Source organism: Klebsiella sp. 10-1 (assembly GCF_009758445.1).
Classification (GTDB): Bacteria; Pseudomonadota; Gammaproteobacteria; order Enterobacterales; family Enterobacteriaceae; genus Klebsiella; species Klebsiella scottii.
This window is the reverse complement of sequence record NZ_WQRE01000001.1, coordinates 1,089,235-1,112,448: the sequence shown is the minus strand read 5'-3', so window position 1 is coordinate 1,112,448 and position 23,214 is coordinate 1,089,235. Positions and strand designations below refer to the sequence as shown.

Annotated in this window: 20 protein-coding genes; 5 read left to right on the top strand and 15 right to left on the bottom strand. The window is 58.0% G+C overall.

What is annotated here, in order from left to right:
• Positions 1–54 precede the first annotated feature (54 nt).
• The 6 genes from GO007_RS05260 to lolC all read right to left on the bottom strand — a co-directional run bounded on the left by GO007_RS05260 (position 55) and on the right by lolC (position 5,484).
• Positions 55–348, bottom strand: a complete 294-nt coding sequence (locus tag GO007_RS05260) for a hypothetical protein (RefSeq protein ID WP_045854863.1) — start codon at positions 346–348, stop codon at positions 55–57.
• A gap of 174 nt (positions 349–522) precedes the next feature.
• The gene (gene cobB / locus GO007_RS05255; RefSeq protein ID WP_041144992.1) at positions 523–1,347 is read right to left on the bottom strand and encodes a Sir2 family NAD+-dependent deacetylase; all 825 of its coding nucleotides are present in this window, start codon (positions 1,345–1,347) and stop codon (positions 523–525) included.
• A 14-nt stretch (positions 1,348–1,361) separates the two neighbouring features.
• Entirely contained in the window at positions 1,362–2,273 is a 912-nt protein-coding gene (gene nagK / locus GO007_RS05250; RefSeq protein ID WP_095096463.1) for an N-acetylglucosamine kinase, read from the bottom strand.
• Between the two features lie 73 nt (positions 2,274–2,346).
• Positions 2,347–3,591, bottom strand: coding sequence for a lipoprotein-releasing ABC transporter permease subunit LolE (gene lolE, locus GO007_RS05245; protein WP_095096460.1), 1,245 nt, complete (start codon positions 3,589–3,591; stop codon positions 2,347–2,349).
• Complete coding sequence (lolD, locus tag GO007_RS05240; RefSeq protein WP_041144989.1) at positions 3,591–4,292, bottom strand: lipoprotein-releasing ABC transporter ATP-binding protein LolD; 702 nt, start codon at positions 4,290–4,292, stop codon at positions 3,591–3,593. Before lolD ends, lolE begins: the two co-directional genes overlap by 1 nt.
• Positions 4,285–5,484 carry a lipoprotein-releasing ABC transporter permease subunit LolC gene (gene lolC, locus GO007_RS05235; RefSeq protein ID WP_095098063.1) on the bottom strand — a complete coding sequence of 400 codons (1,200 nt, stop codon included), beginning with the start codon at positions 5,482–5,484 and terminating at the stop codon, positions 4,285–4,287. The genes lolD and lolC overlap by 8 nt, the downstream gene beginning before the upstream one ends.
• 352 nt (positions 5,485–5,836) lie before the next feature.
• On the opposite strand from lolC, the gene mfd reads away from it, so the two are divergent.
• The gene (gene mfd / locus GO007_RS05230) at positions 5,837–9,283 is read left to right on the top strand and encodes a transcription-repair coupling factor (RefSeq protein WP_095096457.1); all 3,447 of its coding nucleotides are present in this window, start codon (positions 5,837–5,839) and stop codon (positions 9,281–9,283) included.
• A 163-nt stretch (positions 9,284–9,446) separates the two neighbouring features.
• Positions 9,447–10,409, top strand: coding sequence for a L,D-transpeptidase LdtC (gene ldtC / locus GO007_RS05225; RefSeq protein ID WP_095096455.1), 963 nt, complete (start codon positions 9,447–9,449; stop codon positions 10,407–10,409).
• A gap of 425 nt (positions 10,410–10,834) precedes the next feature.
• Here ldtC and bhsA read toward each other — a convergent pair whose 3' ends face one another.
• Complete coding sequence (gene bhsA / locus GO007_RS05220; protein WP_095096452.1) at positions 10,835–11,092, bottom strand: multiple stress resistance protein BhsA; 258 nt, start codon at positions 11,090–11,092, stop codon at positions 10,835–10,837.
• A gap of 250 nt (positions 11,093–11,342) precedes the next feature.
• On the opposite strand from bhsA, the gene GO007_RS05215 reads away from it, so the two are divergent.
• Both GO007_RS05215 and GO007_RS05210 read left to right on the top strand, forming a co-directional pair.
• Positions 11,343–11,978 (top strand): TetR/AcrR family transcriptional regulator, encoded by a 636-nt coding sequence (locus GO007_RS05215; protein WP_095098059.1) that lies wholly within the window; start codon positions 11,343–11,345, stop codon positions 11,976–11,978.
• Between the two features lie 254 nt (positions 11,979–12,232).
• Positions 12,233–14,419, top strand: coding sequence for a TonB-dependent siderophore receptor (locus GO007_RS05210; RefSeq protein ID WP_095096449.1), 2,187 nt, complete (start codon positions 12,233–12,235; stop codon positions 14,417–14,419).
• 55 nt (positions 14,420–14,474) lie between these two features.
• Here GO007_RS05210 and GO007_RS05205 read toward each other — a convergent pair whose 3' ends face one another.
• The 8 genes from GO007_RS05205 to hinT all read right to left on the bottom strand — a co-directional run bounded on the left by GO007_RS05205 (position 14,475) and on the right by hinT (position 20,622).
• A complete protein-coding gene (locus GO007_RS05205; protein ID WP_052698707.1) occupies positions 14,475–15,014 on the bottom strand; it encodes a glycine zipper 2TM domain-containing protein in 540 nt (179 codons plus the stop codon).
• A 261-nt stretch (positions 15,015–15,275) separates the two neighbouring features.
• Positions 15,276–16,580 (bottom strand): NAD(P)/FAD-dependent oxidoreductase, encoded by a 1,305-nt coding sequence (locus GO007_RS05200; RefSeq protein ID WP_095096446.1) that lies wholly within the window; start codon positions 16,578–16,580, stop codon positions 15,276–15,278.
• Positions 16,581–16,816: 236 nt separating this feature from the next.
• On the bottom strand, positions 16,817–17,359 hold the full coding sequence (gene ycfP / locus GO007_RS05195; RefSeq protein ID WP_095096443.1) for an alpha/beta hydrolase YcfP: 543 nt from the start codon (positions 17,357–17,359) through the stop codon (positions 16,817–16,819).
• A gap of 36 nt (positions 17,360–17,395) precedes the next feature.
• Positions 17,396–18,406, bottom strand: a complete 1,011-nt coding sequence (gene nagZ, locus GO007_RS05190) for a beta-N-acetylhexosaminidase (RefSeq protein WP_157349077.1) — start codon at positions 18,404–18,406, stop codon at positions 17,396–17,398.
• A gap of 28 nt (positions 18,407–18,434) precedes the next feature.
• Entirely contained in the window at positions 18,435–19,250 is an 816-nt protein-coding gene (gene thiK, locus GO007_RS05185) for a thiamine kinase (RefSeq protein WP_095096438.1), read from the bottom strand.
• On the bottom strand, positions 19,231–19,866 hold the full coding sequence (lpoB, locus tag GO007_RS05180) for a penicillin-binding protein activator LpoB (protein WP_189339837.1): 636 nt from the start codon (positions 19,864–19,866) through the stop codon (positions 19,231–19,233). The genes thiK and lpoB overlap by 20 nt, the downstream gene beginning before the upstream one ends.
• A 21-nt stretch (positions 19,867–19,887) precedes the next feature.
• Entirely contained in the window at positions 19,888–20,262 is a 375-nt protein-coding gene (locus GO007_RS05175; protein ID WP_045854851.1) for a YcfL family putative periplasmic lipoprotein, read from the bottom strand.
• 3 nt (positions 20,263–20,265) lie between these two features.
• Positions 20,266–20,622: a purine nucleoside phosphoramidase gene (gene hinT / locus GO007_RS05170; protein ID WP_041144975.1), complete on the bottom strand. Its 357-nt coding sequence runs from the start codon at positions 20,620–20,622 to the stop codon at positions 20,266–20,268.
• A 363-nt stretch (positions 20,623–20,985) separates the two neighbouring features.
• On the opposite strand from hinT, the gene fhuE reads away from it, so the two are divergent.
• Positions 20,986–23,169 (top strand): ferric-rhodotorulic acid/ferric-coprogen receptor FhuE, encoded by a 2,184-nt coding sequence (fhuE, locus tag GO007_RS05165; protein ID WP_095096429.1) that lies wholly within the window; start codon positions 20,986–20,988, stop codon positions 23,167–23,169.
• The last annotated feature ends 45 nt before the right edge of the window (positions 23,170–23,214 follow it).

Below are 23,214 nucleotides of genomic sequence, written 5' to 3'. Positions count from 1 at the left end.
ACGGGCGCCTTAGGGGTTATGCAAATTTTCTGGATTCGGTTTCGCGGCCAGAGATCAGGCGCGCACGGGATGCGCTCGCGATTTAATCAGCGCATCTTCCACGTCAAAATCGCTCAGCGGATAGTTCGTCGCCACCATATAGAAGCGGCCATCCTGGGCTGGATATTCGTGGACGTTGTAATTCACCGTTCGCGGCTGGGTGCCGGGGGCTTCTTCGGCAGGGGAATGGGCATGATTCGCCAGCGGGTATTTCGAACGAACTTCAAGACGGTGGGTTTTAACGCCGCTGTAGATCTCGCCGTGATGTTCATCCCCGAGGATCAGGTAGTCAAAATACTCTGTGCGCATGCTTACACTCCCTTTCTGTTGCAAGAATGTAAGAAGATGTCATAAAAGAGCACGCAATACTGTTTTCCCTGTCACATCATCGCATCAATTCCACAACCTCAGACGATAGTGCCGGGAGCGCCGACCGGCAATACGCCGGAGGGCGCTACCCGCTAACGCCCTCCGGCCCCGAGATCAGAGATCTTTGAGCAGCTGGTCGATAAACTCCGGCACCACCTGGCTTGCGAGGCCATAGCGTTTTTCGGCAAACTCGCTGCCCACCTGGCTCGGCTCCAGGTTGAGCTCAACCGTATGCGCCCCCTGCAGGCGAGCCTCGTGAACGAAGCCCGCCGCAGGATAGACGTGCCCGGAAGTGCCGATGGCGATGAAAATATCGGCATCGGCCAGCGCGCTGTAAATGTCGTCCATTCCCAGCGGCATCTCGCCAAACCAGACCACGTGCGGGCGCAGCGGCGCCGGGAACTGACAGCAGTGGCACTTGTCGTCCACGGTGACGTCCCCGGTCCACTCCAGTACCTGTCCGCTCCACGAACAGCGCACCTTCAGCAGCTCGCCGTGCATGTGGATAACCCGGCGGTTGCCGGCGCGCTCGTGCAGGTTGTCGATATTCTGCGTCACCAGCACAAAACGATCCCCCAGCGCCTCTTCCAGCCGCGCCAGCGCCAGATGCGCGGCGTTAGGGGCGATATCCTGCCCCTGCAGCTGACGACGGCGGGCGTTGTAAAACGCCTGCACCAGCGCGGGATCGCGGGCAAAGCCTTCCGGCGTCGCCACGTCTTCCACCCGATGTTCTTCCCACAGGCCGTCGGCCGCGCGGAAGGTTTTAATCCCCGACTCGGCGGAAATGCCTGCGCCGGTGAGCACCACTACCCTGGGTTTTTCCATCGTTTCCGGAGCCACCTTATCCTCTTTAAAGAAAATTCGCTGACGCAGTCGCTCGCGCAGGCGTCGTTTATTGCGGCGAAAACGGCTCAATCGATGTAAGCGGCGCGACAACATAGCTACCTCTGTGATTAATCAGTCAAATGAAGGAAGGCCGCACCGCGCATTCCTCCCGCATCGCCGTGGCGCGCCCGCTCAATCCGAGGCACCCGGGCAACGGGAAGTAAGTGACGCGGCAGGCGCTGCGCCAGCCCTTCGCTTATTGCAGTAAAGTTAGACAATCCTCCGCCAACTACCAGCAGATCCGGGTCAACGATGGTTAAAATATTACCCAGACACACCGCCAGCAGGTCAAGATAGCGCTCGACGTGGGCGCGCGCTTTTTCATCGCCCTGCTGCCACTGCGCGACGATTTCTGGTGAGGTGAGGGATTGTTGGTAAAAGTGTTCGTACAGCCAGGCAAAGCCGCGACCGGAAAGATAGTTTTCGATGCAGCCCAGCTGGCCGCAGCCGCAGCGGGTCAGCGGAAAGTCACGCCCCACCACCTCCAGCGCATCCACCGGCAGGCGGATATGGCCAAATTCGCCGGTGATATAGCTATGTCCGGTAATCGATTTGCCGTTAAGGATCAGGCCACCGCCTACGCCGGTGCCGAGGATCAGCCCCATCACCAGCGGATAGCGGGTAAACTCATCGTCCCAGGCCTCCGAGAGCGCAAAACAGTTGGCGTCGTTATCCAGACGCACTTCACGCCCCAGCCGGGCGCTGAGGTCGGCGCGCAGCGGTTTACCGCTGGCGGCAGGCACGTTAGCGGCGTACAGCGTGCCGTCCGCGGTTTCCGGCATTCCCGGGATTCCTATCCCTACCGAACCCTGGCAATCAAAGCGGGCGTCCGCCTCAAGCACCAGCGCTTCTACCGCCTGGAGAAAATCCTCATAACTCGCTTGCGGAGTGGCGACGCGCTTTTCCCACTGCAGCCGTCGCTCCTTGTTAAATACGCCTAACGCAATCTTGCTGCCGCCAATGTCAAATCCGTAATACATTTCAGCAATTCCTCTTTCTAACCCTGCGCTTCAGCTTGCAAAATGAAGCGCATTAACGGGTCATGACGATAAATTACTGGCCACTCAGCACCCTCGCCGGGTCAATGCGGCTGGCGCGGCGGGCGGGATACCAGCTGGCCAGCAAACTCAGCAACAGTGCCGTCACCAGCACATAAATGACGTCCAGCCAGTGCAGTTCAGACGGCAGGAAGTCAATAAAATAAATGTCGCCGGAGAGGAATTTATGCCCAATCAGATATTCGAGGCCGTTAATAATCGACGTCAGCTTCAGCGCGCAAACCACGCCAATGGCGACCCCAATCAGGCTTCCGACCGAGCCGGCAAGTAAACCATACCATACGAAAATAGCGCGGATCAGGCCGTCTTTCGCTCCGAGCGTGCGCAGCACCGCAATATCGCTGCTTTTATCTTTCACCGCCATCACCAGGGTGGATACGATGTTAAAGCAGGCGACCCCGATAACCAGCACCATTGCCAGATACATAATGGCGCGGATCATCTGAATATCACGATACATATAGCCGTAGGTGCCGATCCAGCTCTTGATATAGACGTAGCTGTTGGTGACTTCACCGGCGTCGCGCACCAGGGTGTTGGCGTGGAAGACATCGGTGACTTTAATCGCGATCCCGGTGACGCTGCTGCCCATATCCAGATACTGCTGAGCATCCGGCATCGGGATCATGGCGAAGCTGTGATCGAGCTGGCCGCTCAGCTGCAGGATCCCGGTCACGTGCAGCCTGACGCGTTTCGGCTGCAGCAGCTGGTGATCGGCGTCGGAGTTGGGGATCATTATCGACACCCAGTCGCCCTGCTTGACGTGCAGCGCATCGGCGACGCCCTTGCCTAAAATAACCTGCTGCTCGCCGGGCTTAAAGCCGGCCCAGGCGTTATTCTGCACGAAGGTCGGCAGCGAGCTCAGGCGGCTCTCCTGCTGAGGATCGACGCCCTTCACCTGAATGGCGCGCATGTTGCTGCCGCTCTCCACCAGCCCGGTAAAGTTGATATAGGGGGCCGCCGCAACGACGCCCTTGACCTTCTCAACCTTCGCCAGCGCGTCGTTCCAGTTGCTCCAGGGCTGCTTAACCGGCTCGATTTCCCCGTGGGGAACCACCGCCAGAATGCGGTTATTGAGCTCGCGCTCAAAGCCGTTCATGGCGCTCAGGCCGACGATCAGCACCGCCACTCCCAGCGCAATGCCGACGGTCGAAATCACCGAAATAAGCGATACCATGCCGCCGCGTCGGCGGCCGCGGCTAAAGCGCAGGGCAATCAACAGGGATAACGGAGAGGCCATTACTCGGCCCCCATCAGGGTCAGTTCCGCGTTCAGGTGGCCATCACGCATCTCCAGCTGACGGTTCATCCGTTTCGCCAGCTGCAGATCGTGAGTCACCACCAGGAAAGCGGTACGTTGCGCGATATTGAGCTCGCCCAGCAGCTGGAAAATGCTGTCGGCATTGCGGGCGTCAAGGTTGCCGGTCGGCTCATCCGCCAGCACCAGCCGCGGCTTGTTGACCAGCGCGCGGGCAATCGCCACGCGCTGGCGTTCGCCGCCGGAAAGCTCGGACGGACGATGGCTGCTGCGGTGTTCAAGGCCGACCGCGCGCAGCATCTCTTTGGCCTGACGTTCGATATCGGCAGCCTTCTGCTTGCCGATCAGCAGCGGCATCGCTACGTTTTCCAGGGCGGTAAAATCCGGCAGCAGGTGGTGGAACTGATAGATAAAGCCCAGCTCGCGGTTGCGCAGGTCGGCGCGGGCCGCAGCGGAGAGCTGGCTCATCGGCTGGCCGGAGAAAATAACGTCGCCTGAGGTCGGCGTATCGAGGCCGCCGAGCAGATGCAGAAGCGTACTTTTACCGGAACCCGAGGTGCCGACAATCGCCATCATCTCGCCCTCCTCGATGCTGAAGCTGACATCGTGCAGCACGTCAGTTTGCACGTTGCCTTCCTGATAGCGTTTGCACAGGTTGTCGCATTGCAGCAGGATCTTATTCATAACGTAAAGCCTCAGCGGGTTGGGTGGCGGCAGCGCGCCAGGAAGGATACAACGTAGATAACAATGCCAGCACCATCGCCACCAGCGCAATTATCGCCACCTGCAGCGGTTCAATGGCGACCGGCAGCGCGGCGCCGTCAAGAAACGCGCCGATAATCGGCATCAAATTGTTCAGCTGACTGGCGAGCAGCACGCCGAGCAGCGCGCCGAGCAGCGCGCCGACAATGCCGGCGCTGGCGCCCTGCACCATAAAGACCAGCATAATCTGCCGCGGCGTCAGGCCGAGGGTTTGCAGAATCGCCACCTCGCCCTGTTTTTCCATCACCATCATCCCGAGCGAGGTGATGATATTAAAGGCGGCCACCGCCACAATCAGGCTCAGCAGCAGGCCCATCATATTTTTTTCCATCCGCACGGCCTGGAACAGCTCGCCTTTGCGCTCGCGCCAGTCCTGCCACTTCGTCCCTGCGGGCAAGGTTTGCTGGCTGAGCGTATCCACCTGCAGCGGCTGATTGAGCCACAGGCGCCAGCCGGTAATATTCCCCAGCGGGTAGCGCATCAGGCGCGACGCGTCGTCGATATTGGTCAGCATCTGGTAGCCGTCGACTTCGCTACTGGCGGCGAAGGTACCGATGACGTTAAACAGGCGCTGGCTCGGCACCCGGCCCATCGGCGTAAACTGGCTGGCGGAAGGCACCATCACGCGGATCTGGTCGCCGCGATTAACTCCGAGCTGGCCGGCCAGCTGCTCGCCGAGAATAACGTTATATTTCCCGGCCTGCAGATCGCTCTGCTTGACGTTAACGAGGTACGGCGTCAGCGGATCTTTTTGCGCCGGATCGATGCCAAGCATCACCCCAACCGCGACGCTGCGCGCGCTTTGCAGCACCACGTCGCCGGTGGTCAACGGCGCGATCCGGCTGACGCCCTGTAACTTCACGGCGCTTTCCGGCAGCGTTTGCGGATTGATTGAGCCCTGCTGGGCGCTAAGAATGGCCTGCGGCATCAGCCCCAGGATGTTGTTCTGCAGCTCGCGTTCAAAGCCATTCATCACCGACAGGACGGTCACCAGCGCCATCACGCCGAGCGTAATGCCGATGGTTGAGAGCCAGGAGACGAAACGACCGAAGCGGTCAGCTGCGCGCCCGCGCATGTAGCGAAGGCCGATAAAGAGTGCGGCAGGTTGGTACATGTATTCCATCTGGTTGCTGATAGCCGATGCACGAGTATATATGTCATAGCACAACGCGTAAATCACTGAAACGGTAAGTTTTTGTCGCCAGATGGGGGAAAAACAAAGATAAATCAACCGGATATTTGATATGTCAGTTCTTATCTATCAGAATCTTTCCCCGCAGCCGAACTTCCTTTTGTCATTCGGGTTGGCGAATTAAGGCCAATCGCGGATAATCAGAGGCATTGAATATCAGCGATTTGCCCTTACATCGTAGAGCGAAACACTCAGAGCCTATTGCGGTAGGCGTACTTTGCTGGCAAATAAAAAAGCCTAATGGGATAGGCTCTAAGGGATCCTGACAACCGCTATGTCTCAACAATATCGATACTCACTGCCGGTGAAACCCGGCGATCAGCGGCAGCTCGGCGAATTAACCGGCGCGGCCTGCGCGACCCTGGTCGCGGAAATGGCCGAACGTCACGACGGCCCGGTGATCCTCGTCGCCCCCGATATGCAAAACGCCCTGCGCCTGAATGATGAAATTCGGCAGTTTACCGACAGCATGGTCATCGCGCTGGCGGACTGGGAAACCCTGCCCTACGATAGCTTCTCGCCGCATCAGGATATTATCTCTTCCCGGCTGGCGACCCTTTATCAGCTGCCGACCATGCAGCGCGGCGTGCTGATTGTGCCGGTCAGCACCTTGATGCAGCGCGTTTGTCCGCATAACTACCTGCACGGCCACGCGCTGGTGATGAAAAAAGGCCAGCGTCTGTCGCGGGATACCCTCCGCGAGCAGCTGGATAGCGCGGGCTATCGCCATGTCGATCAGGTTATGGAGCACGGCGAATACGCGACCCGCGGCGCCCTGCTCGACCTCTACCCGATGGGCAGCGAACAGCCCTATCGCCTCGATTTCTTCGATGATGAAATCGACAGCCTGCGTCTGTTTGACGTTGACAGCCAGCGCACGCTCGAAGAGGTGGCGGCGATCAATCTGCTGCCGGCCCACGAATTCCCGACCGATCAGACCGCCATCGAGCTGTTCCGCAGCCAGTGGCGCGATCGCTTCGAGGTCAAGCGCGATGCCGAACATATTTATCAGCAGGTCAGCAAAGGCACCCTGCCTACCGGCATCGAATACTGGCAGCCGCTGTTTTTCAACGAGCCGCTGCCGCCGCTGTTCAGCTACTTCCCGGCGAACACGCTGATCGTCAATACCGGCGAGCTGGAAGCCAGCGCCGAACGTTTCCAGAGCGAAACGCACGCCCGCTTTGAAAGCCGCGGCGTTGATCCAATGCGCCCGCTGCTACTGCCGGAGCTGCTCTGGCTGCGCAGCGCAGAGCTGTTCAGCGAGCTGAAAAAATGGCCGCGCGTGCAGCTAAAAACCGACCGCCTGGCGGAGAAAGCGGCCCATACCAACCTCGGCTATCAGAAGCTGCCGGATCTGGCGATTCAGGCGCAGAACAAAGCGCCGCTGGATAACCTGCGCCGCTTCCTCGAATCCTTCACCGGCCCGGTTATCTTCTCGGTAGAGAGCGAGGGCCGCCGCGAAGCGCTGGGCGAAATGCTGGCGCGCATTAAGGTTGCGCCGAAGCATATCCGGCGTCTTGAAGAGGCAACCGGCAGCGGCCGCTATCTGATGATCGGCGCCGCCGAGCACGGCTTTATCGATAGCCCGCGCGGCCTGGCGCTGATTTGTGAAAGCGATCTGCTGGGCGAGCGCGTGGCGCGCCGACGTCAGGATTCGCGGCGCACCATCAATCCCGATACCCTCATTCGCAACCTCGCGGAGCTGCACATCGGTCAGCCGGTGGTGCACCTTGAGCACGGCGTTGGCCGCTATGCGGGAATGACCACCCTCGAGGCCGGCGGCATCAAGGGTGAATACCTGATGCTCACCTACGCCAATGACGCCAAACTGTACGTGCCGGTCTCCTCGCTCCATCTGATTAGCCGCTATGCCGGCGGCGCGGAAGAGAGCGCTCCGCTGCATAAGCTCGGCGGCGACGCCTGGGCGCGAGCGCGGCAAAAAGCGGCGGAGAAGGTGCGCGACGTGGCGGCGGAGCTGCTGGATATTTATGCCCAGCGCGCGGTCAAATCCGGGTTTGCGTTTAAGCACGATCGTGAACAGTATCAGCTCTTTTGCGACGGCTTCCCGTTTGAGACCACCCCCGATCAGGCGCAGGCCATCAATGCGGTGCTGAGCGATATGTGCCAGCCGCTGGCAATGGACCGTCTGGTCTGCGGCGACGTGGGCTTTGGTAAAACCGAAGTTGCGATGCGTGCCGCCTTCCTGGCGGTAGAAAACCATAAGCAGGTGGCGGTGCTGGTGCCGACGACCCTGCTCGCTCAGCAGCACTTCGACAACTTCCGCGATCGCTTCGCCAACTGGCCGGTGCGCATCGAAATGTTGTCTCGCTTCCGCAGCGCCAAAGAACAGGCGCAGATTCTGGAACAGGCGGCCGAGGGCAAAATCGATATACTGATCGGCACCCATAAGCTGCTGCAAAGCGAAGTGAAGCTGCGCGATCTTGGGCTGCTGATCGTCGATGAGGAGCACCGCTTTGGCGTGCGGCATAAAGAGCGCATCAAGGCCATGCGCGCCGATGTCGATATTCTGACGCTCACCGCGACGCCCATCCCGCGCACCCTGAATATGGCCATGAGCGGCATGCGCGATCTGTCGATTATCGCCACCCCTCCGGCGCGCCGTCTGGCGGTGAAAACCTTCGTGCGCGAGTACGATGCGCTGGTGGTACGCGAGGCCATGCTGCGTGAAATACTGCGCGGCGGCCAGGTTTACTATCTCTACAATGACGTAGAAAACATCCAGAAAGCCGCCGACCGTCTGGCCGAGCTGGTGCCCGAAGCCCGTATCGCCATCGGTCACGGGCAGATGCGCGAACGCGAGCTCGAGCGGGTGATGAACGATTTCCACCACCAGCGCTTTAACGTGCTGGTCTGCACCACCATTATTGAAACCGGGATCGATATTCCTACCGCCAATACGATCATCATCGAGCGCGCCGATCATTTCGGCCTTGCTCAGCTGCACCAGCTGCGCGGGCGCGTCGGGCGTTCACACCATCAGGCCTATGCCTGGCTGCTGACTCCGCATCCGAAGGCGATGTCCACCGATGCGCAAAAGCGTCTGGAAGCGATCGCCTCGCTGGAGGACCTCGGCGCCGGGTTTGCCCTGGCAACCCACGATCTGGAAATTCGCGGCGCCGGCGAGCTGCTTGGCGAGGACCAGAGCGGGCAGATGACCACCATCGGCTTCTCGCTGTATATGGAGCTGCTGGAGAACGCCGTTGATGCGCTGAAGGCCGGGCGCGAGCCGTCGCTGGAAGATCTCACCAGCCAGCAAACGGAGGTCGAACTGCGCATGCCGTCATTGCTGCCGGACGACTTTATCCCGGATGTAAATACCCGACTCTCGTTCTACAAGCGCATCGCCAGCGCCAAAAGCGAGCACGAGCTGGAAGAGATCAAGGTTGAGCTCATCGACCGCTTCGGCCTGCTGCCGGATGCGGCCAGAAATCTGCTGGATATCGCCCGCCTGCGCCAGAAGGCGCAAAAGCTTGGCATCCGCAAGCTGGAGGGGAATGAAAAAGGCGGCATCATTGAGTTTAATGAAAAGAACCACGTCAACCCGGTGTGGCTGATTGGCCTGCTGCAGAAACAGCCGCAGCACTTCCGCCTTGACGGGCCGACGCGCCTGAAGTTTATGCAGGATCTCGCTGAGCGTAAAACGCGTATGGACTGGGTTCGTCAGTTTATGCGCCAGCTGGAAGAGAACGCCGTCGCCTGACCGTGACCGGGAAAATGGATGCGGTGATATTCATCGTATCCATTTTTTCACCTGACACATTCAGCAAACTTTACAAATGTTTTGCAATCCACCAAGGTTTCCCCACACTCCCCCACGCCATAATTTGGCTCTGTTTTCGTAGAAAAATAACCACTTACTTATTATGGTCATAAACTCTTCGCGTATCTCTCTGTGGCTGACGCTGTTTGCCGTTGTCGCCGCGCTGGCGCTTCCGGCCCGCGCTAACACCTGGCCTTTACCGCCGCCGGGCAGCCGCCTGGTGGGGCAAAACCAGTTCCACGTGGTGCAGAATAACGGCGGCTCGCTGGAGGCCATTGCCAAAAAGTATAACGTTGGTTTTCTGGCGCTCCTGCAGGCCAACCCCGCCGTCGACCCCTACGTTCCCCGGGCGGGCAGCGTGCTGACCATTCCACTGCAGACGCTGCTGCCGGACGCGCCGCGCGAAGGGCTGGTGATTAATCTCGCCGAACTTCGTCTTTACTACTACCCGCCGGGCAAGAATGAGGTGACCGTCTACCCTATCGGTATCGGCCAGCTCGGGGGCGATACCCTCACGCCAACGATGGTGACTACCGTGTCAGATAAGCGCGCCAACCCGACCTGGACGCCGACGGCCAATATTCGCGCACGCTATAAGGCGATGGGTATCGAACTGCCAGCCGTGGTTCCCGCCGGGCCGGATAACCCGATGGGGCACCACGCGATCCGCCTGGCGGCCTACGGCGGCGTCTATCTGCTGCACGGCACCAACGCCGATTTTGGCATCGGTATGCGCGTGAGCTCGGGCTGCATTCGCCTGCGCGATAATGATATTAAGGCGCTGTTCAATAAAGTTACCCCCGGGACCAGGGTCAATATCATCAACGCGCCGATTAAGGCCTCCGTTGAGCCAAACGGCAGCCGGCTGGTAGAGATTCATCAGCCGCTGTCAAAGCATCTTGATGACGATCCGCAGACGCTGCCAATCGTGCTTGATGCGGCAATGCAGGCCTTTAAGCAGGCGCAGCTGACCGACCAGCAGGTCATGGATCGAGCGATCGAACTGCGCTCGGGTATGCCGATTGACGTCACCCGTCACCACCCGAACGCCGGGCAGGCGCTGTAATCGCTATCTTCTGCCTGACAGTGCAGTGCTATTCCGTTCGCCCTACGCCAGGCAGAACATGTCTGCCGGGCGCCAGGTGACCGGGTTAAGGGGAAAACAGCCGTCTTCCCCTTAACAATCCTCGCGGTACGCCTTTCCCTCAGCACGGGTCCATCAGCGCGAAAATGGCGGCTGAAACGACCGAATCATCAGCCTCAAAGTTATTCCGCGCAGCAGAAAATTCCCGTCATCGGCTTAACCGACAGGTTCTTTATGGCGCTTTGTTTGGGGGATAGCTGAGCATTCAGACAGCGAGTCGCGGTCCCATAAGGGGGTGGACCGCTTCGCAATATTGGCACAACAGGGGGAACAGCTTACTGCGTACTACCGCGGCCTGATAAAGGGGTCAGAACCGCGTTTGTCAGTGGCATGACAGAGGGAACAACTTATTTGTAGATAACCGCAGTCCCGTGCAGGGTGTTAGGACCGGTTACCGACGTAATGCGGAATGAAGTCGCGCCCATTTCTTCAGCTTTCTGCGCCAGCTGATCTTCCAGAGAACCCAGGTTGGTGCCGGCGGAAGCGGAAACGGTGCCGATTTTTTGCTGGCCAGCAGGAGTGGATTGCACTTCAACGGCGGCAAAACTAGCGAAAGAGAGCGAACTCAGAACGGCAGCGAGGGTCAGCGTTTTGATGTTTTTCATGATTATTATACCTATGCAGATGATTTTTTTAGTAGGGTCGTAAGAATTAACTTAACGATCGATAGGTAAATAATAATGTGACCCACATCACAGGTCAATGCATTTTTATAACGATCGTTTAATTATTTATAAACAACTTAAAATTCATATATATATGAATTATTTATTTTTGGACTGACTCTGCTGGCAGGTTATGTCGTTTATTTTTATAATGGCCTCTCAACAAACCAACATAGGTACAGGCGGCATCATGACAACTGACGTTCAAAGTTGCACAAAAAAAAGCCGTGGCCGACCTAAAGTGTTCGACAAGGAAGCGGCGCTGGATAAGGCCATGGCACTGTTCTGGCAGCATGGGTATGAGGCAACCTCCCTTGCCGATCTGGTGGAAGCCACCGGGGCAAAGGCCCCTACGCTCTACGCCGAATTCGTCAATAAAGAGGGGCTGTTTCGCGCGGTGCTGGATCGCTATATTTCGCGTTTTGCCGCCAGACACGAAGCGCAGCTGTTTGACGAAGAGAAGTCCGTCGACCAGGCGCTGCGGGACTATTTCACCGCGATAGCCACCTGCTTCACCAGTAAAGACACCCCGGCGGGCTGCTTTATGATCAACACCTCCGCGGCGCTGGCGGCCTCCTCTACCGATATCGCCAACACCATTAAGTCGCGGCACGCTATGCAGGAGCAGACCCTGACCCAGTTCCTGCAGCAGCGCCAGCTGCGCGGTGAGCTCCCGGAAAATGGCGACGTTCGCCAGCTCGCGCAGTTCTTAAGCTGCGTGCTGCAGGGTATGTCGATCAGCGCTCGCGAAGGCGCCGATTTCACTAAATTGATGCAAATTGCCGACACCACCCTGCGCCTGTGGCCGCAAATCCTCCAGCACTAATCCGCTCCCCTGCCCGGTGATGTAAGTCACCGGGCCTGCGTTACCCCTCCGCCTTAACCCCAATTTTACTAATGTTTTCACATCCTTAAGTGTTAATTTGTTGTAAATGATATTGATAACAATAATCACTACGTGCAGAATTCGCATTTGAGTTTTTACAATTTATTTCACCCTGTAACAATCGGTGCACCCGCGCCGAAAAAATAAAACAACAACGCTTACAACCAAGCCGTTAACTCATAAAAGGAATGCGAATGAACACGCGTCTCTGGGTTCTTAACCCACTGCTGCTGGCCACCACCCTCCCCGTCTTTACCACCCAGGCGGCCGAAGAAAACCTTATCGTTAGCGCCAACCGTACGCACCGTACCGTTGCCGAAATGGCGCAGACCACCTGGGTTATTGAGGGTCACGAAATTGAACAGCAGGTTCAGGGCGGCAAGGAATTCAAAGATGTGCTGGCGCAGCTCATTCCAGGCATCGACGTCAGCAGCCAGGGGCGGACGAACTACGGCATGAATATGCGCGGTCGCGCCATCGTGGTGCTGATCGACGGCGTACGGCTTAACTCCTCCCGCACCGACAGCCGTCAGCTGGACTCGATCGACCCGTTCAATATTGAGCATATCGAGGTCATCTCCGGCGCAACTTCGCTGTACGGCGGCGGCAGTACCGGCGGCCTGATTAATATTGTGACCAAAAAAGGCCAGCAGGATCGTCAGGTCGATCTCGAACTGGGCGGCAAAACGGGTTTTGCTAACAGCAACGACCATGATGAACGCGTGGCGGCAGCGGTGAGCGGCGGTACCGAGCACGCCTCCGGCAGATTATCGGTGGCTTATCAGCGCTTCGGCGGCTGGTATGACGGCAATAACGATGCGCTGATCCTCGATAACACCCAGACCGGTTTGCAGCACTCCGACCGCCTCGACGTGATGGGTACTGGCACCATCGACATTGACGACAATCGTCAGCTCCAGCTGGTGACGCAATACTACAAAAGCCAGGGCGACGACTACGGCCTGTACCTCGGGAAAAATATGTCGGCGGTGACCGGTGACGGCAAGGCCTACACCACCAACGGGCTGGATTCCGACCGCGTCCCCGGCACCGAGCGTCATCTGATCAGCCTGCAGTATTCCGATGCCGACTTCTACGGCCAGAATCTGGTCAGCCAGATCTACTATCGCGACGAATCCCTGACCTTTTACCCCTTCCCGACCCTCGCTAAGGGCCAGGTCAGCAGCTTCTCCTCCTCGAAGCAGGATACCGATCAGTACGGGGCCAAAATTACCCTCAACAGCCAGCCGCTGGACGGCTGGGATCTGACCTGGGGGCTCGATGCCGATCATGAAACCTTCAACGCCAACCAGATGTTCTTCGACCTCAACGAATCGATGGCCTCCGGCGGGCTGAACAATCAGGCCATCTACACCACCGGCCGCTACCCGGGCTACAGCATCACCAATCTCGCCCCGTTCCTGCAGAGCAGCTATGACCTGAACGATATCTTCACCCTCAGCGGCGGCGTGCGCTACCAGTGGACGGAAAACCGGGTTAATGATTTTGTCGGCTACGCGCAGCAGCAGGACGTCGCCAACGGTAAAGCCAGCTCGGCGGATGCCATTCCTGGCGGGAAAACGGATTACGATAACTTCCTGTTTAACGCCGGGATTGTCGTCCACATTACCGACCGTCAGCAGACCTGGTTTAACTTCTCCCAGGGCGTCGAGCTGCCTGATCCGGGTAAATACTACGGCATTGGTAAATACGGCACCGCCGTTAACGGCAACCTTCCGTTGCTGTCGAGCGTCAACGTCGGGGACTCGCCGCTGCAGGGGATCAAAGTCAACTCTTACGAGCTGGGCTGGCGCTACACCGGCGACAACCTGCGTACGCAGCTGGCGGCCTACTACTCTACGTCGGATAAAACCATCGTCGTCAACCGCACCGATATGACGATTGACGTTGAGTCCGATAAGCGTCGTATTTACGGCGTTGAAGGGGCGGTGGATTACGCCTTCCCGGAGAGCGACTGGAGCACAGGAGCTAACTTCAACGTTCTGAAATCACAGGTGAAGAGCGACGGCAGCTGGCAGAAATGGGATGTGACCCTGGCCTCTCCGTCGAAAGCCACCGCCTGGGTCGGCTGGGCGCCGGACCCGTGGTCGCTGCGCGTGCAAACTCAGCAGGTGTTCGATCTTAGCGACGCCAGCGGCAACAAGCTTGATGGCTACAACACCGTCGACTTTATCGGCAGCTACGCGCTCCCGCTGGGTAAGCTCACCTTCAGCATCGAAAACCTGCTGAACGAAGACTACGTTACCATCTGGGGCCAGCGCGCACCGCTGCTTTACAGCCCAACCTACGGCAGCAGTTCGCTGTATGAGTACAAAGGCCGTGGCCGCACCTTTGGTCTGAACTACGCCCTGAGCTTCTGATAAAAAAAGCCCCTCATCCTGAGCGATGAGGGGCAAATATCAATAAACGTCTTTTTTACGCTTTGTTATTCAGAATCAGCTGACCGTTGCTATCCAGCGGAATTTGCGTGCCGGGGTCATGTTCCATGCGAATCTTGCCCTGCTGTCCGCCGATTTTGTAAGTGACGTCATAGCCCAGCATTTTATCCGATTTGTCGTACACCGTTTTGCAGCGCTGCTGCGTCGTGGTGTAGGTATCGCCTTCCTGCATCGATCCCTGAATCTGGTTACCGGCATAGCCGCCGCCCAGCGCGCCCACTACGGTGGCAACGCTGCGGCCACGGCCGCCGCCAAACTGGTGGCCGATAACCCCACCGGCAACCGCGCCGAGCACCGAGCCGGCAATCCGGTTTTCATCCTGCACGGGACGACGATGGGTGACGGTGACGTTGCGACACTCCTGACGCGGCGTTTTAACACTTTCTTTTATCGGTGTACTGGAGACCACCTGCGCATACTGCGGTCCACGATCCAGTACGTTCAGACCGGCGACAGCTGCCACGCCCAGCGCGGCAGCCACGCCAATCCCTATACCCGCCAACATTGATTTATTCACGGGGCATCCTCCTTTGTTGCTGATAGCGATAATTTTGCTATCTACCCGGGGAGCTTGCAAATCAGAAAGCGGATGAAAAATGCGAGGATCTGCAGCAAACAGCGGGGATTCAGAGGAATCCGAGAGGATATAGCGAATATTACAGAAGGATATTCCAGGTAACCGCCCGGCAGCGCGTTATCCGACCGGGCGGCGGCTCGCCGCGCTCCGCAACCCGGAGAAGGCGTTAACGCCGTCATCCGGGAGCAGAGCGCCCGAGAATTAGTGCAGCTTCAGGCGCGGACGAATGATGCGGTTGATGCGCCCCACCAGCATCATCAGGCCGGTTTTAAAGTAGCCGTGCAGCGCAATCTGGTGCATGCGGTACAGGGAGATGTAAACGAAGCGCGCAATACGGCCTTCGATCATCATTGAACCGCGCATCAGGTTGCCCATCAGGCTGCCGACGGTCGAGTAGTTGGAGAGCGAAACCAGCGAACCGTGATCCTTATAAGTATAAGTTTTCAACGGTTTGTTTTTCATCTGCGCAAGGATGTTATTCAACGCGCAGGTTGCCATCTGGTGTGCGGCCTGCGCGCGCGGCGGCACGAATCCGCCTTCCGGACGGGCGCAGGAAGCGCAGTCGCCGATGGCATAGATATCCGCATCGCGGGTCGTTTGCAGCGTCGGCTCGACCACCAGCTGGTTGATGCGGTTGGTTTCCAGACCGCCGATCTCTTTCATAAAGTCCGGCGCCTTAATCCCGGCAGCCCATACCATCAGATCGGCATTAATAAATTCGCCGTCTTTGGTGTGCAGGCCGTTAGCATCGGCGCTGGTGACCATGGTTTTTGTCAGCACCCGCACGCCGAGCTTGGTCAGCTCGCTGTGTGCGGCGCCGGAAATACGCGGCGGCAGCGCCGGCAGAATACGCTCCCCGGCCTCAACCAGAGTGACGTTCAGCGCTTCGTTGGTCAGCCCTTTGTAGCCGTAGCTATGCAGCTGCTTAACCGCATTATGCAGCTCGGCAGAAAGCTCAACGCCGGTGGCCCCGCCGCCGACGATAGCAATATTCACTTTGCCGTTGGCGCCGAGATCCGCGGAGTATTTCAGGAACAGGTTCAGCATTTCCTGATGGAAACGACGCGCCTGGTGCGGGTTGTCGAGGAAAATACAGTTCTCTTTAACGCCCGGCGTATTAAAGTCGTTAGAGGTACTGCCCAGCGCCATGACCAGCGTGTCGTAAGGCAGCTTACGCTCGGCCACCAGCAGCTCGCCCTTTTCGTCACGCAGTTCGGAAAGCGTGATGGTTTTTGCTTCGCGGTTGATATCCGCGACGGAACCGAGCTGGAACTGGAAACCGTGATTGCGGGCATGAGCCAGGTAGCTCAGCGCATCTACACCTTCGTCGAGCGAACCCGTTGCCACTTCATGCAGCAGCGGTTTCCACAGATGGCTATGGTTGCGATCCACCAGGATGATTTTCGCTTTTTTGCTACGGCCCAGCTTTTTACCCAACTGAGTAGCCAGTTCCAGTCCGCCGGCACCGCCACCAACGATTACTATTTTTTTCAATGGTGTAGTCACGTGACCCCCTAAAATTATTAACCAATTGTTAATTAAAAGTTATATAAATAGCCTTTAATTAACAACAAGTTACAGCATTGAAACCATTCAGCGAAATCGAGAATAACATGAACGGTTCATTGGTCATACCAAAATTGATATGCATCAAGTTTTACCGCACATTTTTTGTGCAAGCAATCACAGAATGGATAAAAAAAGCCCACGGTGCATTCACACAGCGGGCTGGAGGGAGGCGATCAGCCGAGGGTCTTAAAGGCCTTTATCCGCTGCAGATGCGGGGAGATACTCTTGAATTTATGACTCTGCTCGTTATCCCAGATAATTTCATAGTAGTGATGCAGCAGCTCAGCGGAACGCTGGCTGTCCAGCGCTTCATCCTTGCGGGAAAGCATCACCAGGCAACGATCGCGATTTTTTTCACGGAAGTTATTCACGCACTTGGTGGCGATATCCGCGTACTCTTCCGGCCGATCGATCTTCCCTTCCATGTTCTCATCGGGAAACAGGTTCGGGTTAAAAATCGCCTGGCGGATATCGCAGAGGAAGCCAATTCGTTCCGCCCAGTAGCCGCCCAGACCAACGCCGCAAATCAGCGGCCGATCGTCGGCGTTGAGCTGCAGCATCTTATCGACCTCTTTTAACAAGTGCTGCATGTCATGCTTCGGATGCCGCGTACTGTAGCTAATCAACCGCACGTCGGGGTCGATAAACTGCAGCTGCAGCACCTTCTCATGGTTACCGGGGCTGTTAGAGTCAAAACCGTGTAAATAGATAATCATCGTATCCTCACCAGACAACAACGCCCTTCAGGTTTGCTACGCGGACTTCGCCTCTTGCCAACGCGCGTGGAGCTGCTCCAGCTGCGCGTTGACCGCCTTCCAACGGGCGGAATCCCTTAGTTCCTGACGGGTAAAGGAACCTTTATGATACAATTTCGTAACACGCTCTGCTTTGATCGGCGACAGGTTATCCAGCACGCTGACCGCACCCTTACGATTATTACAGACCAGGATCATATCGCAACCCGCGTCCAGGGAAGCCTGCCCGCGCTCGGCGTAGCTGCCCATAATCGCCGCGCCTTCCATCGACAGATCGTCGGAGAAAATCACGCCGTCAAAGCCTAACTCCCCGCGCAGCACCGTCTTCAGCCAGTGCGCCGAGCCGCTGGCCGGACGCGGGTCGACGTCGGTGTAAATAACGTGGGCAGGCATAATCGCATCAAGCCTCTGCTCCGCAACCAGCGTGCGGAAAACGGCCATATCCCGGGCGCGAATTTCCGCCTCAGCGCGCGGGTCGCGCGGCGTCTCTTTATGAGAATCCGCGGTTACCGCCCCGTGGCCCGGGAAATGCTTCCCGGTCGCTTTCATTCCCGCTTCATGCATACCGTCAATAAAGCAGCGCGCGATGGCCAGCGCCTTCTCGGGATCGTCATGATAGGAGCGCTCGCCGATGGCGGCGCTAATGTGGCCGACGTCGAGCACCGGCGCAAAGCTGATATCAATATCCATAGCGATCATTTCGCTGGCCATCAGCCAGCCGGCCTGCGCTGCCAGCCTGCCGCCCTCTTCCATCCCCAGCAGTGCGGCAAAGGACTGCGCGGCCGGCAGGTGGGTAAAGCCCTCGCGAAAGCGCTGCACGCGCCCGCCTTCCTGATCGACCGCGATCGCCAGATGATTGCGCGAAGCTTCGCGGATCTGCCGCACCAGCTCGCGCAGCTGCGCCGGATCGTGATAGTTGCGGGTGAAGAGAATCAGCCCGCCAACCAAGGGATGCGCGAGGATCTCCCGCTCTTCCGCATCCAGTTCAAAACCTTCGACATCCAACATTACCGGACCCACACTGACCTCTCTTATATTATTTGTCTAACTGACGCCAGGCCGCATCTGCCAGGGCGATAAACTGCCGGTCGCCGGTTTGCTGCCAGCGACGCTCATACCAGCCTGCCATTAGCATCAATACCCACGGGCGCCAGCGCTGAATTTGTCGCCACAGCTGGCGCTCATTAATGTTCGCCTGTCGGGCGTACTCCGCTGCCAGCTGCCGATGCTGCGCGGAATCAATCCACACGGCAGCAAGCTCCAGCGCAATATCGCCGTCGCCGGCATATTCCCAGTCGATCAGCCGCAGCCCGCCCTCGGTATGGACAAGATTGCCCGCATGCACATCCATATGTAGCGGCGCCAGGCGCAGCGGGCGAGGCTCTCCGCGCCGTAGCAGGTGCTTATACCAGCGCAGCCAGAGCGGGGTTCGTCGCGAGCGGTCGCTCTGCTGCCAGTAGTGTTCCAGCAGCGGCGCCAGCGCGATACGCCAGCCCAGGCGCGGCTGCTGGTGCAGATGATACAACACCCCGGCCAGCTGCGGGCCCGGCGGAAGCGCGCTTTTCATTTCACCGACGCAATATTCCACCACCATCCAGCGCGGCGAGTAAAAAACTGGCGACGGTGCAAGCGTATCCGGCATCCGGGATAACGCGCGATATTGACGAAGGAAATCGCTGGCGGGCGCGGCAGGATCGTGCGGCTGGCGTAGTACCAGCCGCCGGGTGCCGTTGCTGATAATGCAGCTACCGCCGCTCAGACCGGCAAAGGCCGGATCGTCGAGCGGCGAATAGCGGGGGAAAAAGCGCGACAATACCTCATCGCGCGTAAGCTTACTGTTGCTGAACTGCACCTTTACCTGACCAAATAATCTCGCCGGTTTGCACCAGCATCAGCTGCATCTTCAGCTCAGGTGAATTGACGTTGCCGGTGGCATTAGAGTAGAGCACGTACTGCGCGCCAACGGTGCGCGCGATGCCCATCGCTTTGCTGCGGCTACCGAGGCTATCCTGCGGCGACAGGCCAAGCTGCTGTTTCGCTACTCCGAGCTGCTGCGGCGAGACCAGCGTAAACTTGCCGTTTCCCGTCAGCGCATTGCGCAGGGCCGCGGTCGCGTCGCCGGCGTTCAGCGTCCCGTTAGTGCGGTTGTTGACGCTATCGACCAGCAGAATGCTGCCCGCATTCACGCCCCCCGCCTGCAGCATCTGCCCGACCATCGGCTGCACCGCGCCGTTCCAGTCATAGTGGCGAACGCGCGGCGTCGGCTGCGTCGGCTGCTGTTCATGCTCAATCGGCCCAGGCTGCGCCGGCACTGCCGGAATGCCCGGCACGGTCGGCACCGTAGGCTGCGGCTGCGCAGGCTGTTCCGGCTTCGGCTGCGCCTCCCCTACCGGCGCGGGTTCCTGACGCTGCCCGACGCACCCGGCAAGGAATATCGCCAGTGCTGTGATCAACGCATAGCGACACATTTTAATCATCACAATTACCTCTTACAGATAAAGATAAAGTCGGGCCTTGTGCGCCCCCAAAATATTCGCGCTACCGTAAAGCGTCACGGATGAGCGCGCGGGCACCGTTATGCTGCGGGCCGGCTCCAGCGGGTGCATCTCCAGTCCTCTGGCGTCATACCAGAAAAATCGGTAATGCACGACGATCGGCTCCTGGCGTTCGTTGAACAGCCTTGAAGTCGCGGTGGCCTGAATCTGTGAGGCGGTGACCTCAGGCGCATCGGCGCTGATACCTGCGGCTAAGACGTTAGACTCCATCACCAGCGTCTGCTGTTCTCCCACCGGAATTTCCGCGTGAGAACCGCAGCCGGCCAGCAGCGCCGCCGCCAGAAGAGTGCCGAAATGAGCTGCGCGCATTGATTAGCCTTTGTGAGCCAGCATTGGACCCAGCGGGCGACCGCCCAGCAGGTGCATATGGATATGGTAAACTTCCTGGCCGCCGTGGCGGTTACAGTTGACGATCAGACGATAGCCATCGTCGGCAAGGCCTTCATCACGCGCAATTTTCGCCGCGACGGTCATCATCCGTCCCAGCGCCAGCTCGTGCTCCGTGGTGACGTCGTTGACGGTAGGAATCAGGATATTGGGGATAATCAGAATATGGGTCGGCGCCTGTGGAGAAATATCGCGAAAGGCGGTAACAAGCTCATCCTGATAAACAATATCCGACGGGATCTCCCGGCGAATGATTTTGCTAAAAATCGTTTCTTCTGCCATGACTGATTCCTTATTAATTTTTATACCGTGCTCTGGCCTGCCTCTGCAGATAAACGCGGATGCACAGGATTCATCTAAGAGTATGAGCGAGTTACTCCCCCTCTTTCAACCCGAATGCACTTTTTCTTACGCGGCGGCGGGCCTGGCTGATGACGGATTAAGCATATCCCGGATCGGGACCCGCCGCCGGCGCCGATAAACGCCATTTTTGACCGCCATTCTTACCTCTGTTTACACATTAAATATAAATGCGTATATTTCTCATTTGTATTCACTATGTGGTTACAGCGCACTTCAGGAATGGTTCGACCGCGGCCAAAGAGCCTCGGCGTATAACGATTGTCTCCTAATTAAGGGTTAATAATGTCTTTCACTACCAGCTTACGGGATGGTCGCCGCGCGCCGTCTCTACTCGCCGTCGGCATTGCGTTGGCGCTCCACCCCGCCCTCGGCATTGCCGCCGGTACGACCGACGACACCATCATTGTAGAAGGGACAACGCCAGCCGGCGTCGGCGAACAGCAGCAGGATTACAGCGTTAAAACCACGTCAGCCGGAACAAAAATGCTGATGACCCAGCGCGATATTCCGCAATCGGTCAGCATCATCAGCGAGCAGCGGATGCAGGATCAGCAGCTGCAAACCCTTGGCGACGTCATGGACAACACGCTCGGGATCAGCCGCAGCCAGGCGGACTCCGATCGCAGCAGCTATTACTCCCGCGGTTTTCAGATAGACAACTATATGGTTGATGGTATTCCAACCTATTTTGAATCCCGCTGGAACCTGGGGGACGCGCTCTCCGATACCGCGCTCTTTGAGCGGGTTGAAGTCGTGCGCGGCGCCAACGGTCTGATGACCGGCACGGGCAACCCCTCCGCTTCAATCAATATGATTCGTAAACATGCCACCAGCCGGGAATTTAAAGGTAATCTTTCGGCGGAGTACGGCAGCTGGAACAAGCAGCGCTACGTCGCGGACGTGCAGAGCCCGCTGACCGAGGACGGTAACGTCCGGGCGCGCATCGTCGCTGGCTATCAGAATAATGACTCCTGGCTCGATCGTTACAACAGCGAAAAAACGTTCTTCTCCGGCATTCTCGATGCCGACCTTGGCACCTCAACCAGCCTCTCCGCCGGCTACGAATACCAGCGCATCGACGTCGACAGCCCAACCTGGGGCGGCCTGCCGCGCTGGAATACCGACGGCAGCAAGAACCACTACGATCGCGCCCACAGCACCTCTCCGGACTGGGCCTATAACGATAAAGAGTTCAACAAAGTCTTCGTCACGCTGAAGCAGCGCTTTGCCGATACCTGGCAGGCGACCATGACGGCAACCCACTCCGAGGTCAAATTCGACAGCAAAATGATGTACGTCGATGCGTACGTCAACAAAGAGACCGGCATGCTGGTCGGCCCATACGGCAGCTATGGCCCGGGCTATGACTACGTTGGCGGGACCGGCTGGAACAGCGGCAAACGTAAAATCGATGCCGTAGATCTGTTTACCGATGGCGGCTTCGATCTGTTCGGGCGCCAGCATAACCTGATCGTCGGCGGCAGCTACAGCAAACAAAATAATCGCTATTTCAGCTCCTGGGCCAACGTGTTCCCGGATGAAATCGGCAGCTTTAATAACTTCAATGCGGGGAATTTCCCTGAAACGAACTGGGGCCCGCAAAGCCTCGCCCAGGACGACACCACCCGGATGAAGTCCCTATATGCCGCGACGCGCTTCTCCCTGGCCGACCCGCTGCACTTAATTCTCGGCGCGCGCTATACCAACTGGCGTATCGATACCCTCTCCTACAGCATGGAGAAAAACCATACGACGCCGTACGCCGGCCTGGTGTACGACATTGATGATAACTGGTCGACCTACGCCAGCTACACCTCAATCTTCCAGCCGCAGAACGTCCGCGACAGCTCGGGTAAATATCTGACGCCGATCACCGGCAACAACTATGAGCTTGGCCTGAAATCAGACTGGATGGACAGCCGTTTGACCACGACGCTGGCCGTGTTCCGTATCGAACAGGATAACCTGGGGCAGTCTACCGGAACCCCGATTGCCGGCAGCAACGGCGATACGGCCTACAAAACCGTCAACGGTACGGTGAGTAAAGGCGTCGAGTTCGAAGTTAACGGGGCGATTACCGATAACTGGCAGATGACCTTCGGGGCCACGCGCTATGTCGCGGAAGATAATGAAGGCAACGCGGTGAACCCGAACCTGCCGCGTACCAGCGTCAAAGTGTTCACCAGCTATCGTCTGCCGGCGATGCCCGAGCTGACCGTTGGCGGCGGCGTGAACTGGCAGAACCGGGTCTATAAAGATACCGTCACGCCGTACGGTACCTTCCGCGCGGAACAAGGCAGCTACGCGCTGGTTGATTTATTCAGCCGCTACCAGGTCACCAAAAACTTCGCCTTACAGGGTAATATCAACAACCTGTTCGATAAAACCTACGATACCAACATTGACGGCTCGATTGTTTACGGCGAACCGCGCAACTTCAGCATCACCGCCAGCTATCAGTTCTGATTTATCCTCAGCGCTGACCATAAAAAAACCAGGGAGCCAGCCGGC

Bases quoted from the DNA above. Each gene is read 5' to 3' on its own strand.
- GO007_RS05260 (WP_045854863.1), bottom strand. From the start codon at position 348: ATGCGCACAGAGTATTTTGACTACCTGATCCTCGGGGATGAACATCAC.
- cobB (WP_041144992.1), bottom strand. From the start codon at position 1,347: ATGTTGTCGCGCCGCTTACATCGATTGAGCCGTTTTCGCCGCAATAAA.
- nagK (WP_095096463.1), bottom strand. From the start codon at position 2,273: ATGTATTACGGATTTGACATTGGCGGCAGCAAGATTGCGTTAGGCGTA.
- lolE (WP_095096460.1), bottom strand. From the start codon at position 3,591: ATGGCCTCTCCGTTATCCCTGTTGATTGCCCTGCGCTTTAGCCGCGGC.
- lolD (WP_041144989.1), bottom strand. From the start codon at position 4,292: ATGAATAAGATCCTGCTGCAATGCGACAACCTGTGCAAACGCTATCAG.
- lolC (WP_095098063.1), bottom strand. From the start codon at position 5,484: ATGTACCAACCTGCCGCACTCTTTATCGGCCTTCGCTACATGCGCGGG.
- mfd (WP_095096457.1), top strand. From the start codon at position 5,837: ATGTCTCAACAATATCGATACTCACTGCCGGTGAAACCCGGCGATCAG.
- ldtC (WP_095096455.1), top strand. From the start codon at position 9,447: ATGGTCATAAACTCTTCGCGTATCTCTCTGTGGCTGACGCTGTTTGCC.
- bhsA (WP_095096452.1), bottom strand. From the start codon at position 11,092: ATGAAAAACATCAAAACGCTGACCCTCGCTGCCGTTCTGAGTTCGCTC.
- GO007_RS05215 (WP_095098059.1), top strand. From the start codon at position 11,343: ATGACAACTGACGTTCAAAGTTGCACAAAAAAAAGCCGTGGCCGACCT.
- GO007_RS05210 (WP_095096449.1), top strand. From the start codon at position 12,233: ATGAACACGCGTCTCTGGGTTCTTAACCCACTGCTGCTGGCCACCACC.
- ycfP (WP_095096443.1), bottom strand. From the start codon at position 17,359: ATGATTATCTATTTACACGGTTTTGACTCTAACAGCCCCGGTAACCAT.
- nagZ (WP_157349077.1), bottom strand. From the start codon at position 18,406: ATGTTGGATGTCGAAGGTTTTGAACTGGATGCGGAAGAGCGGGAGATC.
- lpoB (WP_189339837.1), bottom strand. From the start codon at position 19,866: ATGTGTCGCTATGCGTTGATCACAGCACTGGCGATATTCCTTGCCGGG.
- GO007_RS05175 (WP_045854851.1), bottom strand. From the start codon at position 20,262: ATGCGCGCAGCTCATTTCGGCACTCTTCTGGCGGCGGCGCTGCTGGCC.
- hinT (WP_041144975.1), bottom strand. From the start codon at position 20,622: ATGGCAGAAGAAACGATTTTTAGCAAAATCATTCGCCGGGAGATCCCG.
- fhuE (WP_095096429.1), top strand. From the start codon at position 20,986: ATGTCTTTCACTACCAGCTTACGGGATGGTCGCCGCGCGCCGTCTCTA.